12 protein-coding genes are annotated in these 14,002 nt (G+C 75.0%); 6 read left to right on the forward strand and 6 right to left on the reverse strand.

The features are described from left to right. Positions 1–691 (forward strand): SpoIID/LytB domain-containing protein (locus KC207_RS14305; RefSeq protein ID WP_211603996.1); only part of this gene is annotated, 691 nt, incomplete at its 5' end. A 172-nt stretch (positions 692–863) separates the two neighbouring features. Continuing rightward, positions 864–1,892 (forward strand): NBR1-Ig-like domain-containing protein, encoded by a 1,029-nt coding sequence (locus KC207_RS14310; protein ID WP_211603997.1) that lies wholly within the window; start codon positions 864–866, stop codon positions 1,890–1,892. A 58-nt stretch (positions 1,893–1,950) separates the two neighbouring features. Here the strand turns inward: KC207_RS14310 and KC207_RS14315 are convergent, their stop codons facing one another. Beyond that, positions 1,951–2,175 carry a DUF3046 domain-containing protein gene (locus KC207_RS14315; RefSeq protein WP_211603998.1) on the reverse strand — a complete coding sequence of 75 codons (225 nt, stop codon included), beginning with the start codon at positions 2,173–2,175 and terminating at the stop codon, positions 1,951–1,953. 109 nt (positions 2,176–2,284) lie between these two features. Here KC207_RS14315 and KC207_RS14320 point away from each other — a divergent pair, with 109 nt between their 5' ends. From KC207_RS14320 to KC207_RS14330, 3 genes are read left to right on the forward strand one after another with little or no spacing between them, the layout of a single operon-like run. Further along, a complete protein-coding gene (locus KC207_RS14320) occupies positions 2,285–3,340 on the forward strand; it encodes an agmatine deiminase family protein (RefSeq protein ID WP_367616052.1) in 1,056 nt (351 codons plus the stop codon). 46 nt (positions 3,341–3,386) lie between these two features. Beyond that, on the forward strand, positions 3,387–8,102 hold the full coding sequence (locus KC207_RS14325; protein WP_211603999.1) for an ATP-dependent helicase: 4,716 nt from the start codon (positions 3,387–3,389) through the stop codon (positions 8,100–8,102). Between the two features lie 3 nt (positions 8,103–8,105). Next, a complete protein-coding gene (locus tag KC207_RS14330) occupies positions 8,106–8,978 on the forward strand; it encodes an Fpg/Nei family DNA glycosylase (RefSeq protein ID WP_211604000.1) in 873 nt (290 codons plus the stop codon). Positions 8,979–9,063: 85 nt separating this feature from the next. Here the strand turns inward: KC207_RS14330 and KC207_RS14335 are convergent, their stop codons facing one another. The 4 genes from KC207_RS14335 to rimO are packed head-to-tail and all read right to left on the reverse strand — an operon-like array spanning position 9,064 to position 11,945. Continuing rightward, positions 9,064–9,366, reverse strand: coding sequence for a helix-turn-helix domain-containing protein (locus KC207_RS14335; protein ID WP_211604001.1), 303 nt, complete (start codon positions 9,364–9,366; stop codon positions 9,064–9,066). A 43-nt stretch (positions 9,367–9,409) separates the two neighbouring features. Further along, the gene (locus KC207_RS14340) at positions 9,410–9,901 is read right to left on the reverse strand and encodes a CinA family protein (RefSeq protein ID WP_249138760.1); all 492 of its coding nucleotides are present in this window, start codon (positions 9,899–9,901) and stop codon (positions 9,410–9,412) included. Then, positions 9,898–10,530, reverse strand: a complete 633-nt coding sequence (gene pgsA, locus KC207_RS14345; protein WP_211604002.1) for a CDP-diacylglycerol--glycerol-3-phosphate 3-phosphatidyltransferase — start codon at positions 10,528–10,530, stop codon at positions 9,898–9,900. The genes KC207_RS14340 and pgsA overlap by 4 nt, the downstream gene beginning before the upstream one ends. After that, positions 10,527–11,945, reverse strand: coding sequence for a 30S ribosomal protein S12 methylthiotransferase RimO (rimO, locus tag KC207_RS14350; protein WP_211604003.1), 1,419 nt, complete (start codon positions 11,943–11,945; stop codon positions 10,527–10,529). Before rimO ends, pgsA begins: the two co-directional genes overlap by 4 nt. Positions 11,946–12,004: 59 nt before the next feature. Between rimO and KC207_RS14355 the strand changes: the two genes are divergently transcribed. Further along, positions 12,005–13,198 (forward strand): dipeptidase, encoded by a 1,194-nt coding sequence (locus KC207_RS14355; RefSeq protein ID WP_211604004.1) that lies wholly within the window; start codon positions 12,005–12,007, stop codon positions 13,196–13,198. 54 nt (positions 13,199–13,252) lie between these two features. Here the strand turns inward: KC207_RS14355 and KC207_RS14360 are convergent, their stop codons facing one another. Beyond that, entirely contained in the window at positions 13,253–13,957 is a 705-nt protein-coding gene (locus KC207_RS14360; RefSeq protein WP_211604005.1) for an ion channel, read from the reverse strand. Positions 13,958–14,002: the final 45 nt, after the last annotated feature.

The following is a 14,002-nucleotide window of genomic DNA, read 5'->3' on the forward strand; positions in this document are numbered from 1 at the left end:
GTGCATCAAGAACGACGCCGCCTCCGTGTGGAACCGCACCGGCAAGAAGGTCCGCGTCTACTACAACACCGGCTACGACGGCAGCCGCGCCTACCAGGACTTCGCCGCCGGCGCCAAGAAGAACCTCGACGCCACGATGAAGAACAACAACGCCTCCCACAAGATCGGGGTGGGCGGCGGGGACCTCGGCTGCAAGACCGACGGGACGAACACGACCCTGCCGAGCACGATCCTCGTCTACCGGGTCGGCGCCGGCCGCGTCGACCGTGTGCCCTTCAAGTCCTACGTCAAGAACGTCCTCCCCAACGAGTGGATCACGAGCTGGCCGCAGGAGTCCCTGCGGGCCGGGGCGGTGGCCGTGAAGAGCTACGCCTGGTACTGGGCCCTGAACTCCACGCGGGACACCCCGTGGGGTCAGTGCTACGACGTGCGCGACGACACCGGCGACCAGGTCTACCGGCCCGGGACGGCGACCACCTCGACCAACGCCGCCGTCGACGCCACGTGGGGCACCCGGATGACCCGGGACGGCAGGGTGCTCCGCGCGCACTACTGCGCCACCCGGACGGCCTGCAGCGCCTGGACGGACGGGAACTGGATGTCGCAGTACGGCTCCCGCGACAAGGCGAACGCCGGGCTCGGCCACCGCCGCATCCTGCGCGACTACTACAGCGGGATCTCGTTCGGCTGACCCGCGCACGGCCCCGGAGGACTCCCCGTCACCACCCCGGTGACGGGGAGTCCTCCCCGTCCTCCCGGATGTCGCTCCGACCCGGTCCGGCCTAGGCTCGTCGGTACCGGCTCGACCCGGGCCGGACCCGGCGGCGCACGGCCGTCGCGGCACCGTGGAAGGAGCCGAGGACATGGACGCGGCCGGCCGACGACGTCGCCAGGAGGCGATCGACGGGCTCGCGCAGCACCTCTGTGCGATGCGGACCGCCGCGGGCACCCCGTCCTTCCGGGCGATGGCCGCACGGTCCGGCGCCATCTCGCACACGACCCTCCACGAGGCGGTCGCCGGCCACCGGCTCCCGACGTGGGAGACGACGGTCGAGTTCGTGCGGGCCCTCGGCGCCGACCCGGGGCCCGTCGAGCCCCTGTGGGCCCGCGCCCGCGCGACCCTCGACCAGCCGGACCACCGGCCCCCGCGTCCGCGGCCCGCGGACGAGCGGCCCGCCCACCCGGCGGCTCCCGGATCCACGCCCCCGGACGCGGGTGGTGGGGCCTCGGATCCCGGCGACCCCGTCCTCCCCACCGACCCGGAGGCCCCGACCACGCCCGACGCCCGGGACCCCGGGCACGACCCCGCGACGGCGCCGCGTCGGCCCCGCGCCTCGGCACGGCGGTGGGCGGCGACGAGCGCGGCGGCCGTCGCGGTGCTCCTCGTGGCCGTCGGCGCGACGGTGTGGCGTGGCGCGGACTCCGGCGAGCGGGCCAGCGCGACCGACGCCGTCCCCCTCCTGCCCCAGGAGCACGGCCGTGCGGACTGTCCCGTCCAGCAGCCCGCGGCCCCGGACGCCCCACCCCGGCACGAGGGCGACCTCGCGGTCTTCGTGGGGGACGCGACCCTCCCCGACTGCTCCGTCGTCGACGCCGGATCCCGGGTCGAGAAGACGTGGCGGCTGCGCAACGCCGGCACGAGGCCGTGGGTGGGCTACCACCTCACCCGGCTCGACCCCGGGGGCGCCGGGACGTGCCAGACCATCTCGGCCGTACCGGTCGCCGCCACCCGCCCCGGCGCGACGGTCGACGTGTCGACCACGGTCACCGTCCCCGCGGGCGACGACTTCTGCATGGTCCGCTTCAAGCTGACCGACGCCGCGGGGGAGGTCGCCTTCCCGGGCGCCCGGCCGGTGACCTTCCAGCTCGTCATCGAGGGCGACGCGGCCTGAGCGGACGCGCGCGGTCCCCGCACGGACCGGCCCTCGCGGGGGCCGGTCCCGGCGTGGGTCAGTCCCGGCGCGGCGCCCGGTCCCGTCCCCATCGCCGCGAGTCCGGGACGTCCATGGCGTCGCAGAGGGCGAGCCACACCTCGCGCGGGTCCTCTCCCGCGTCGAGGGCCTCGCTCGCGGTGCGGTCACCGAGGGCGGAGAGCACCTGCGAGCGGGCCAGCGAGGGCGCGTAGGCCGTGCCGAACTCGTCGCCCATGAGCTCCCAGAAGGTGGAATGTCGCACGTCAGGATCCTACGAACCCCGGCGGCGGAGTCGGACACCCCCGGCATACTGGCGTGATGCACCTGGACAGGGCCGGGGGCCGGCCCGCGCGACGCCGCCGGGGGGCGGTGTGAGCACCGGAGAGCTGTGGCGGATGCCCGCCGAGTGGTCCCGCCACCGTCGCACGTGGATCGCCTGGCCCACCGGGGGCCACGCGGACGGCGTCGCCGCCGAGGACCTCGCCGAGGCCAGGACGGCATGGGCCACCGTCGTGCGGGCGGTCGCCCTCTTCGAGCCGGTCACCCTCGTCGCCGACCCCGCCGACGTCGCGGACGCCCGCCGGTCGATGCGGGGCGGTCCCACCGCGTTCGGCGTCGACGTCGTGAGCGCCGCCCTGGACGACGCGTGGATGCGTGACACCGGACCGACCTTCGTCCTGGGCCGCGACGGTCGGCTCGGCGCCGTCGACTGGGTCTTCCAGGGCTGGGGCGGGCAGGACTGGGCGGTGTGGGAGCACGACCGTCACCTGGCGAGCGCGGTCGCCGACCGGGCGGGAGCGGAGCGTGTGCCCTCCCCGCTCGTCGCCGAGGGCGGGGCCCTGCACGTCGACGGGGCGGGCACCGTCCTGCTCACCGAGTCCGTCCTCCTCGACCCGGCCCGCAACCCGGGACTCGTGCGTGCCGACGTCGAGGACGAGCTGGCGCGCACGGTCGGGGCGACGACGTGCGTCTGGCTCCCCCGCGGCCTCACCGCCGACCACGGGGCGCACGGCACCCGGGGACACGTGGACCTCGTCGCGGCCTTCGCCGCCCCCGGCACCGTCCTCCTCCACTGGCAGCCCGACCCGGCCCACCCCGACCACGCGGTCTCGCTCGAGCTCGAGGGGCTGCTCTCCGGCGCCCGGGACGTCCGCGGCGTCCCGCTCGAGGTGGTCCGCGTCCCCGCGCCGTCGACCCTCGAGGACGGCACCGACTGGGTGTCGTGGTCCTACGTGAGCCACGCGGTCGTCAACGGCGGCGTCGTCGCACCCGCCTTCGACGACGCCCGGGACCGGGAGGCCCACGTGCTCCTGCGCCGGCTGTACGACGGACGTCGGGTGGTCGGCGTCGACGCCCGCGCGGTCTTCGACCGGGGCGGCGGCCTGCACTCGGTGACCCAGCAGGAGCCGGAGGAACGCTCGGGGTGACCGGGAGCCCCGGGGTGTCGGTGCCGGGTGAGAGGCTGACGGCGACATGAGCGACGACGTCCTCGACCGGTTCTCCCCCGCCACCGCCGCCTGGTTCCGCGGCAGCTTCTCCGCGCCCACGGCGGCGCAGGCGGGGGCCTGGGAGGCGGTCTCCAGCGGTCACCACGCGCTCGTCGTCGCCCCCACCGGCTCCGGCAAGACCCTCTCGGCCTTCCTCTGGGCGCTCGACCGGCTCGCGTCGGAGCCGGTCCCCGAGGAACGCCTCCGCCGGTGCCGCGTCCTCTACGTCAGCCCGATGAAGGCCCTCGCCGTCGACGTCGAGCGCAACCTGCGCAGCCCGCTCGTCGGTATCGGGCACGCCGCCGACCGGCTCGGGCTCACCCCGCCCGACATCACCGTCGCGGTGCGCTCGGGCGACACCCCCGCCGAGGACCGACGTGCGTTCGCGCGGACCCCGTCGGACGTCCTCATCACGACGCCCGAGTCGCTCTTCCTCCTCCTGACGTCCGCGGCGCGGGAGGCGCTCGCCGGGGTCGAGACGGTCATCCTCGACGAGGTCCACGCCCTTGCCGGCACGAAGCGGGGGGCGCACCTCGCGCTGTCGCTCGAGCGGCTCGACGGCCTGCTCGGGCGCCCGGCGCAGCGCATCGGGCTCTCGGCGACCGTCCGCCCCGTCGAGGAGGTCGCCCGCTACCTCGCCGGGGGCCGCCCCGTCGACGTCGTGCAGCCACCCTCGACGAAGGAGTGGGACCTGCAGGTCGTCGTCCCCGTCCCGGACATGTCCGAGCTCGGCCAGCCGACCGGCGACCTCGCGGGTGCGGCGTCCGGGCAGGAGCCGCGGGCCTCCATCTGGCCCCACGTCGAGGAGCGCATCGTCGACCTCGTCGCCGACCACACCTCGACGCTCGTGTTCTCCAACAGCCGTCGGCTCGCCGAGCGGCTCACGACCCGGCTCAACGAGATCTGGGAGGAGCGGGTCGAGACCGCCGAGGGCCAGGACACCGTCGGCGCCGACGGGGCCGAACCCCGACCCGCGAGGCTCTCCCGCCCGCCGGCGGAGGTGATGGGCCAGTCCGGAGGGTCCTCCGGCGCACCCGCGGTCATCGCCCGGGCCCACCACGGGTCGGTGAGCAAGGAACACCGCGCCCAGATCGAGGAGGAGCTGAAGTCGGGCCGGCTGCCGGCCGTCGTCGCGACGAGCAGCCTCGAGCTCGGCATCGACATGGGTGCCGTCGACCTCGTCGTCCAGGTCGAGTCCCCACCGTCCGTGGCGTCGGGGCTGCAGCGGGTCGGCCGCGCCGGGCACCAGGTGGGTGCGGTCTCGCGCGGGGTCCTCTTCCCGAAGTTCCGCGGCGACCTCGTCCAGACCGCCGTCGTCGTCGAACGGATGCTCGCGGGCGAGATCGAGGCCCTCCACGTCCCGACGAACCCGCTCGACGTCCTCGCCCAGCAGGTCGTCGCGATGTGCGCCCTCGACGAGTGGACCGTCGACGACGTCCTCGCGCTCGCCCGCCGCAGCGCACCGTACGCCACCCTGAGCCGCTCCGTCCTCGAGTCGGTCCTCGACATGCTCGCCGGCCGCTACCCGAGCGAGGACTTCGCCGAGCTGCGCGCCCGGATCACGTGGGACCGGCTCGCCGACACCCTGAGCGGCCGTCGTGGGGCGCAGCGGCTCGCCGTCACCTCCGGCGGGACCATCCCCGACCGCGGGCTGTACGCCGTCTTCCTCGCGACCGGCGAGGGCCCGGGCCGGCGGGTCGGCGAGCTCGACGAGGAGATGGTCTACGAGTCCCGGGTCGGCGACGTCTTCACCCTCGGCACGAGCACCTGGCGGATCGAGGACATCACCCACGACCGCGTCCTCGTCACCCCGGCGCCCGGCCAGCCCGGCCGCCTGCCGTTCTGGAAGGGTGACTCCCTCGGACGTCCCGCGGAGCTCGGCCGCGCCGTCGGGGCCTTCGTCCGCGAGGTCGAGGCGCTCTCTCCCGACGCCGCCCGTGCGCGGGTCATGGACGCCGGGCTCGACGCGTGGGCCGCCGACAACCTCCTCACGTACCTGCGCGAGCAGCGCGAGGCGACGGGCCACGTCCCCGACGACCGGACCGTCGTCGTCGAGCGGTTCCGCGACGAGCTCGGCGACTGGCGGATCGCCGTCCACTCCCCCTTCGGGGCCCAGGTGCACGCCCCGTGGGCCCTCGCGGTGAGCGCCCGGATGCGCGAGCGCTTCGGGGTCGACGTCCAGGCCATGCACGGCGACGACGGCACCGTGCTGCGCCTGCCGGACCTGGAGTGGGACGACGTCGAGGGCGTCGACCGCCGTGGGGTCGGCAGAGAGCTCCTCGATCTCGTGGTCATCGAGCCGGACGACGTCCGCCGGCTCGTGACCGACGAGATCGGCGGGTCGGCCCTGTTCGCGAGCCGCTTCCGCGAGTGCGCCGCCCGGGCCCTCCTGCTCCCCCGCCGCCGGCCGGACCGACGTCAGCCGCTCTGGCAGCAGCGCCAGCGGGCCTCGCAGCTGCTCGAGGTGGCGAGCCGGTACCCCAGCTTCCCCATCGTCCTCGAGACCGTCCGCGAGTGCGTCCAGGACGTCTTCGACGTGCCGGGGCTCACCGACCTCATGCGCGACGTGGAGAACCGACGGGTCACGGTCGTCGACGTCGAGTCCTCCACGCCTTCCCCCTTCGCCAAGTCGCTGCTCTTCGGGTACGTCGCCCAGTTCCTCTACGAGGGCGACAGCCCGCTCGCCGAGCGGCGCGCCGCCGCACTCGCCCTCGACCCCTCGCTCATGGCCGAGCTGCTCGGCGGCGGCGAGGGGCTCGCCCTGCGCGACCTCCTCGACGCCGAACAGGTCGCGAGGACCGAGGCCGAGCTCCAGCGGCTCACCCCCGAGCGCGCGGCCCGGGACGCCGACGACGTGCTCGACCTGCTGCGCGTGCTCGGCCCGTTGTCGGTCGAGTCCGTCCTCGCCCGGTGCCGCGAGGGCACGAGCGGGGCCGACGTCGAGTCCTGGCTCGCCGGCCTCGAGTCCTCCCGTCAGGCCATCGGCGTGCGCGTCGCCGGCGAGGACCGCTGGTCCGCCGTCGAGGACGCCGCGCGGCTGCGGGACGCCCTCGGGGTCTCCCTCCCGCCCGGGGTACCGCAGGCCTTCCTCGAGCCGTCCGAGGACCCGCTCGGCGACCTCGTCGCACGCTACGCCCGCACGCACGCCCCCTTCCACACCGCCGAGGTCGCCCGCGCCTACGGCATCGGGGTCGCCGTCGCGGCGACGGCGCTCGCCCGGCTCACCTCCTCGGGCCGCATCGTCGAGGGCGAGCTGCTGCCCACCGGCGGCGGCTCCACCGAGTTCTGCGACGCCGAGGTCCTGCGGATGCTGCGTCGCCGCTCGCTCGCCGCCCTGCGGGCCGAGGTCGAGCCGGTCACCCCCGTCGAGCTCGCCCGGTTCACGACGGGGTGGCAGGGCGTCGGCGGCCGGCTGCGCGGCCGCGACGGTGTCGTGCGCGCGGTCGAGCAGCTGTGCGGTGTCGTCCTGCCCGCGAGCGCCCTCGAGTCGCTCGTCCTGCCGGCGCGGGTCGCCGACTACACCCCCTCGATGCTCGACGAGCTCATGGCGAGCGGGGAGGTGCTGTGGTGCGGGCACGGGTCCCTCCCGGGCGACGACGGCTGGGTCTCTTTGCACCTGGCCGACTCGGCGCACCTCACCCTGCCCGGGCCGGACCTCGAGGAGGTGCCGCCGGAGCAGGCGGTCGCCGTGCTCGACGCCCTCGCCGGCGGCGGGGCGCACTTCTTCCGGTCCCTCTCGGACCGGGTCGGCAGCACCGACGACGAGGCGCTCACGACCACCCTGTGGGACCTCGTCTGGGCCGGTCGGGTCACCGGTGACACCTTCGCCCCGGTCCGGGCCCTCCTCGCCGGAGGGCGCACGACCCACAAGCGCGCGGCGAGCGGTCCCCGCCGCACCCGCTACGGGGCGCGCCGCGGGCCACTCGGCGCGCTCGGCTCGGCACCGTCGCGACCGGCGATGCCCTCCCGCAGCGGGCCGGCCCGCGTCACGGGTCGCTGGTCCCTCCTGCCCCCGGTCGAGGAGGACGCCACCGTCCGGACCGTCGCCACCGCCGAGCTGCTGCTCGATCGCTACGGCATCGTCACCCGCGGGTCGGTCGTCGCCGAGGAGGTCCCCGGCGGCTTCGCGGCGGTGTACCGGGTGCTCGGCACCGCCGAGGAGAGCGGCCGGGTGCGGCGCGGCTACTTCGTCGAAGGCCTCGGCGCGTCCCAGTTCGGGACCTCCGGCGCCGTCGACCGCCTCCGCGCCGGGTCCTCCGACCGCGCGTCGGGACGCCCGGACGGCCCGGACGGAGCGCTCGTGCTCGCCGCGTCCGACCCGGCCAACCCCTACGGCGGCGCCCTGCCGTGGCCCGAGCGCGCCGCCGAGCCGTCGACCGACGACGACACCGAGGGTGATGGCCGCCGTCGTCGTCACCAGCCGGGCCGGAAGGCGGGCGCGGTCGTCGTCCTCGTGGGCGGCGTGCTCGCGCTCTACGTCGAGCGGGGCGGGAAGACCCTGCTCACGTGGTCCGACGACCCGGAGGTCCTGCGACCCGCGGCCGCGGCGCTCGCGGACGAGGTCCGGCGCGGCCACCTCGGCCGGATCACCGTCGAGAAGGCCGACGGGGGCCGGTTGCTCGGCAGCGACCACCCCGTGCTCGAGGCCCTCGAGGAGGCCGGCTTCCACCTGACCCCGCGGGGCCTGCGGATGCGGCGGTGACCCGTGCCGGAGGGTGACACCGTCCACCGGACGGCCGACCGGCTGCACCGGGCGCTCGCCGGACGGCCGGTGACGAGGGCCGACCTGCGCTGGCCGTCGGCGCCCGACGTCGACCTGCGCGGCGCGACGACGCTCGAGGTCCTCGCCCGGGGCAAGCACGTCCTCCACCGCTTCGACACGGGCTCGACCCTGCACACCCACCTGCGGATGGAAGGCCAGTGGCGGGTCGAGCACCCAGGACCGCGCACCGACCGGACGCTGCGCCGCCAGGACCTGCGGGCGGCCGTCCTCACCGACGAGTGGTCCGCCCTCGGGCTACGGCTGGGCATGCTCGACCTCGTCCCGACGACGCACGAGCGGGACCTCGTCGGACACCTCGGGCCCGACCTGCTCGGCCCGGACTGGGACCCCGACCGGGCCCGGGACGCGCTGGTCGCCCACGACCGCACGGTCGTCGAGGCGCTGCTCGACCAGCGGGTGCTCGCCGGGGTGGGGACCTTCTGGGCCAGCGAGATCCTCTTCCTCGACCGCCTGCACCCGTGGACCCCGGCCGGTCAGGTCGACGAGAGCCGCGTCGACGCCCTGCTCGCCCGGCTGCGACGGCTCATGGAGGCCGCCGTGCGGACCGGCTGGCAGATGACGACCGGCATCCAGCGCTCCGGCCAGGAGGCCTACGTCCACGCCCGGTCCGGCAGGCCCTGCCGGCGGTGCGGCGACACCGTGCGCGTCGCGATGGCGGGACGGGCTCCGCGGGAGCGGACGATCTTCTCCTGTCCGACGTGCCAGGGCGGGCTCGCGCCGACCGACGACGGACGGCCGCAACGACCCCTCGGCAGCACGCCGGGAGCCTCGGGAACGTACCGCAGACGACCGTGACCGCGGGGCGCACCGGGACACCTCGAAGCCGCGACGGGCGGTCCGGGGGACGCACCACCGGGGTGGGCCGTGTGTCGGGAGCCGGTCAGGCGGCGGAGGCGGAGACCTCGTCGGGGCCGGCCGGCACCGGGAGCGTGACCGGTGCGGTCATCGACTCGACCCGGGCGACGCGCCGCTGGACGAGACCGAGCAGCTCGGAGAGCGGCACTCCGAGACCGTCGCACACGGCGCCCAGCAACTCGGAGGACGCCTCCTTGGTGCCGCGTTCGATCTCGCTGAGGTAGCCGAGGGAGACCGACGCGGAGGCGGCGACGTCACGCAGGGTGCGCCCCTGGTCCTGGCGGACGTCGCGCAGCGCCTCCCCGAGCTCGTGGCGGAACAGGATCATGGCGCCTCCTCCCGGTGCGTCGTCGGTCAGAACGGGTCCCACGTTACCTCCTGGGTCCGTCGCCGTCTCGTACGTTCGGCACTGTCGCGGCGAGGAGGTCGAGGGCGGCCGCGACGCTCGCGGCCCGGATGTCCGTCCTCGACCCGGTGAACGCGTGCTCGCGGGCCGCTGTTCCCCCGTCGTGGACGACGGCCACGAAGACCGTGCCCACGGGGCGCCCGTCCGCCGGGTCCGGTCCGGCGACGCCGGTCGTCGCGACGCCGACATCGGCCCCGAGGGCGCGCCGCACCCCCGCGGCCATCTGCCCGGCGACATCGGGGTCGACCGCCCCCCGGCGCGCGAGGAGCCCCCTGTCGACGCCGAGCACGGAGGCCTTGAGGTCCGTGGCGTACGCGACGACACCGCCGCGGACGACCACGGACGCACCGGGGACGTCGGTCAGCGCCGCCGCGACGAGACCGCCGGTGAGCGACTCCGCGGTGGCAACGGTGAGCCCGGCCTCCCGCAACCGGCCCACGACGTCCGCGGGGGTCACGCGCCCGATCCGTCCCGGGCCTCTCGGTCCGACCGCTTCTGCGCCGCGCGGTCGCTCGTGCGACGCAGGCGTACGGCCTTGAGCAGGTAGTCCAGACCGGTGAGCACGGTGAGCACGACCGCCGCCCCGAGGAATCCCCACGCGAGGACGTCCCACAGTGGGGTCCAGAACATCGCGTCCCGGGGCATGAGGAACAGCCCGATGCCGACGGTCTGGAGCACGGTCTTCAGCTTGCCCCCGCGGCCCGCGGCCATGACGCCGTGCCGGATGACCCAGAACCGCATGAGGGTGATGCCCCACTCGCGGACGAGGACGATCGCCGTCACCCACCACGGCAGCTCGCCGAGGAGCGAGAGCCCGACGAGGGCCATCGTCACGAGCGCCTTGTCCGCGATCGGGTCGAGGACCTTGCCCAGGTCGGTGACGAGGCCCCGGCGTCGCGCGATGTCGCCGTCGACCCGGTCGGTGGCCATCGCGAGGGCGAAGACCCCGAAGGCGGCCCAGCGCAGCGCGGAGGACTCCCCGCCGCCGAGGAGCAGCCAGCCGAAGACGGGAACGAGGACGATCCGCGCCCCCGTGAGGAGGTTCGCGACGTTCCAGGGGCTCGGCTCGGGGGTGCCCTGGGTCATCGCGGCTCCACGAGCAGGTCGACCCCCTCGGTCCCCACGACCCGTCCGACGACGAACGACCCCGGGGCGGGCAGCGGGACGCCGTCGCCCAGCCGCACGTGGCAGACCCCGTCGACGTCCGGCCCCTGGTGGTCGGCCCGACCGACGACGGCGCCCGGGTCGTCCTCGTCGTGGGACTCCACGAGCACGGTGACCTCCTCGTCCAGCCGCTCCTGCGCGCGCTGGGCGGTGAGCTCCTCGACGAGAGCGGTGAGCCGCTCGACGCGCTCGGCGACGACGTGCTCGGGCAGGTGGCCGTCCAGCCGCTCGCCCTCGGTCCCGTCCTCGTCGGAGTAGCCGAAGACCCCGACGACGTCGAGCCGGGCCTCGGTGAGGAAGTGCTCGAGCTCCTCGACGTCGGCCTCGGTCTCCCCGGGGAAGCCGACGATGACGTTGCTGCGCGCCCCGGCGAGGGGCTGCCGCGAGCGCACGCCCTCGAGCAGACCGAGGAAGGGCTCGGTCCCGCCGAACCGGCGCATCCGGCGCAGCAGCGGGGTCGAGGCGTGCTGGAAGGACAGGTCGTACCAGGGCGAGACGCCCGGCGTGGCGGCCATCGTCTCGAGGAGGCCGGGCCGCACCTCGGCGGGCTGGAGGTAGGACACCCGGACCCGCTCGATGCCCTCGATCCCGGTGAGCTCCGGGAGCATCGTCTCGAGGAGGGTGAGGTCCCCCAGGTCCTTGCCGTAGGACGTGGAGTTCTCGCTGACGAGGAAGAGCTCGCGCACGCCCTGGTCGGCGAGCCACCGGGCCTCGTTCAGCACGTCGGACGGGCGGCGGGAGACGAAGGACCCGCGGAACATCGGGATCGCGCAGAACGAGCACCGCCGGTCGCAGCCGCTCGCGATCTTCAGCGGCGCCCACGGGCGGTCCCCGAGCCGGCTGCGGACGACGGTCGCGTCGTGCCCGGGGAGGGAGAGGCCCTCGGACGCCGCGGGCCGCTCGACCGGGGTGAGCGGCAGCATGCGCCGGCGGTCCGAGGGGACGTGCGAGGCCGGCCGGGCCCCGTCGAGGATGGAGCGCAGGTGGCTCGACATGTCGGCGTAGGAGTCGAAGCCGAGGACGGCGTCGGCGTCGGGCAGCTCGTCGGCGAGCGTCTGGCCGTAGCGCTCGGCGAGGCAGCCGACGGCGACGACCTTCTGCGTCCGCCCCGTCTCCTTGAGGTCCGCGGCCTCGAGGAGGGTGTCGATGGAGTCCTTCTTGGCCTGCTCGACGAACCCGCAGGTGTTGACGAGCGCCACGTCGGCCGCGGCCGCGTCGTCGACGAGGGTCCACCCGTCGGCAGCCAGGCGACCGGCGAGCTCCTCGGAGTCGACCTCGTTGCGCGTGCACCCGAGGGTCACGACCGCGACACTGCCGCGGGCTGCCGGAGACGTCATCCCCCCACTCTAAGGCGCATCCGTCGAGGCCACCGCCACCCCCGGGTAGGGTCGCCGCCATGAGCGGCACGACGGGAGCACGCGTCCGCGCGCTGCTCGAGCGCCACCCGGTGCTCGACGGCCACAACGACCTGCCGTGGGCGGCGCGCGAGCTCGTCCGCTACGACTGGGACCGCCTCGACGTCGGGCTCGCCGGTCGGCCGACCCACACCGACCTGCCGCGGCTGCGCGCGGGCGGCGTCGGCGGCCAGTTCTGGTCGGTCTACGTCCCCTCGACGCTCCAGGGCGACCAGGCCGTCACCGCCACCCTCGAGCAGGTCGACGCCGTCCACACGATGGTGCGGCGGTACGCGGGCGACCTCGCGCTCGCGACGACCCGCGCACAGGTCGAGGACGCGATGGCCCGGGGCCGGATCGCCTCCCTGATCGGGGCCGAGGGCGGGCACAGCATCGACTCCTCGCTCGGGGCCCTGCGCATGCTCTTCGCGCTCGGGGTCCGGTACCTGACGCTGACGCACAACGACAACACGCCGTGGGCCGACTCCGCGACGGACGAGCCGGTGCTCGGCGGGCTCTCCCCCTTCGGCCGTGAGGTCGTCCGGGAGATGAACCGGCTCGGGATGGTCGTGGACCTCTCGCACGTCTCGGCCGACACGATGCGCGCCGCGCTCGACGTCACCGAGGCCCCGGTCCTCTTCTCGCACTCCTCCGCGCGGGCCGTGTGCGACCACCCGCGCAACGTCCCGGACGACGTGCTGGCCCGGGTCGCCGGCAACCGCGGCGTCTGCATGGTGACGTTCGTCCCGAAGTTCGTCTCCCCCGCCGTCCGGGAGTGGGACCTCGAGGCGACCGACGCCGCGGCGGCCGAGGGCGTGTCCTCCGCGGACCACCTCGCGTACTCCGCATTCACGACCCGCTGGCGCGAGGAGCACCCGATGCCCGAGGCGACCGTCGAGGACGTCGTCCGTCACTGCGAGCACGTCCGCGAGGTCGCCGGGGTGGAGCACATGGGGCTCGGCGGGGACTACGACGGGTGCGACGTGCTGCCGGTCGGCCTCGAGGACGTCTCGGGCTACCCACGGCTGCTCGCCGCCCTCGCCGACCGCGGCTGGAGCGACGCCGAGCTCGGCATGCTCACGAGCGGGAACGTCCTGCGGCTGCTCGGCGACGTCGAGGAGCGCGCGGCGGACGTCGCCGCCACGCGGGGCCCGAGCCTGGCCACGATCGAGGACCTCGACGGGGCGGCCGGCTGAGCGGACCGCCCCGCCGGGCCCACCGGCGGACGGCGGTCACCGGCCGGCCCGGGGTCACTGACGGGCGCGGATGACCGTGAGCGCCACGAGCCGCGAGATGACCATCGCGACGTAGAGCACGCCGCCGAGCTGCTCGACGGTGACGAGCGCCCGGGCCTGCGGGCGGATCGGCCCGACGTCGGAGAGACCGACGCTCGTGAGGTTGGCGCCGGAGAAGTACAGCAGCTCGAGGAAGCTGCGCTGGCCGGGACCGTCGAACGAGGTGAACGAGCGCGGCCAGATCTCCTGGATCGCGAGGAAGAGGTAGGCGAAGGCGAAGACGAGCACGGTGAAGCAGGCGCCGACGGCGAAGAGCTCGTCCTTGGTGACCCAGTAGTCCTCGAACATGTACGAGATGAGCGCGTACGCCGTGTAGATGTAGAAGACGGCGAGGAACAGGTGCGCCATGACGAGGATCGTGCTGTTGCCCGTGTCGAAGAGGCTCCAGATCTCGAACGCGACGGCCGGCAGGCCGAGCGTCGCGCCGAGCCAGGTCAGGGCCGGGGTGCTGCGGACGGTGAAGACCGCGATCGTCACGGCGAACAGGCTCATGAGCGAGATGACCGCCCGCCCGTAGAACGTCGGCGCGAGGAACGGCAGGAGCAGGATGACGAGCACCTGCACGAGGAGCAGGAACGCCGACGGCTGCTTGCGCAGCGTCGCCTTCCACCGGCCCCAGGTCGAGGGCGGCTCGCGCAGGTCCTCCCACATCATCGTCATGCGGGACACGGTAGCCGGGCCGGCCCCGAGGGCTCGGGGAGACCG

This window comes from Phycicoccus avicenniae (genome assembly GCF_018139485.1).
Taxonomy (GTDB): Bacteria; Actinomycetota; Actinomycetes; order Actinomycetales; family Dermatophilaceae; genus Phycicoccus; species Phycicoccus avicenniae.

Coding starts and splice junctions, on each gene's coding strand:
- KC207_RS14310 (WP_211603997.1), top strand. CDS start 864: ATGGACGCGGCCGGCCGACGACGTCGCCAGGAGGCGATCGACGGGCTC.
- KC207_RS14325 (WP_211603999.1), top strand. CDS start 3,387: ATGAGCGACGACGTCCTCGACCGGTTCTCCCCCGCCACCGCCGCCTGG.
- KC207_RS14335 (WP_211604001.1), bottom strand. CDS start 9,366: ATGATCCTGTTCCGCCACGAGCTCGGGGAGGCGCTGCGCGACGTCCGC.
- pgsA (WP_211604002.1), bottom strand. CDS start 10,530: ATGACCCAGGGCACCCCCGAGCCGAGCCCCTGGAACGTCGCGAACCTC.
- rimO (WP_211604003.1), bottom strand. CDS start 11,945: ATGACGTCTCCGGCAGCCCGCGGCAGTGTCGCGGTCGTGACCCTCGGG.
- KC207_RS14355 (WP_211604004.1), top strand. CDS start 12,005: ATGAGCGGCACGACGGGAGCACGCGTCCGCGCGCTGCTCGAGCGCCAC.
- KC207_RS14360 (WP_211604005.1), bottom strand. CDS start 13,957: ATGACGATGATGTGGGAGGACCTGCGCGAGCCGCCCTCGACCTGGGGC.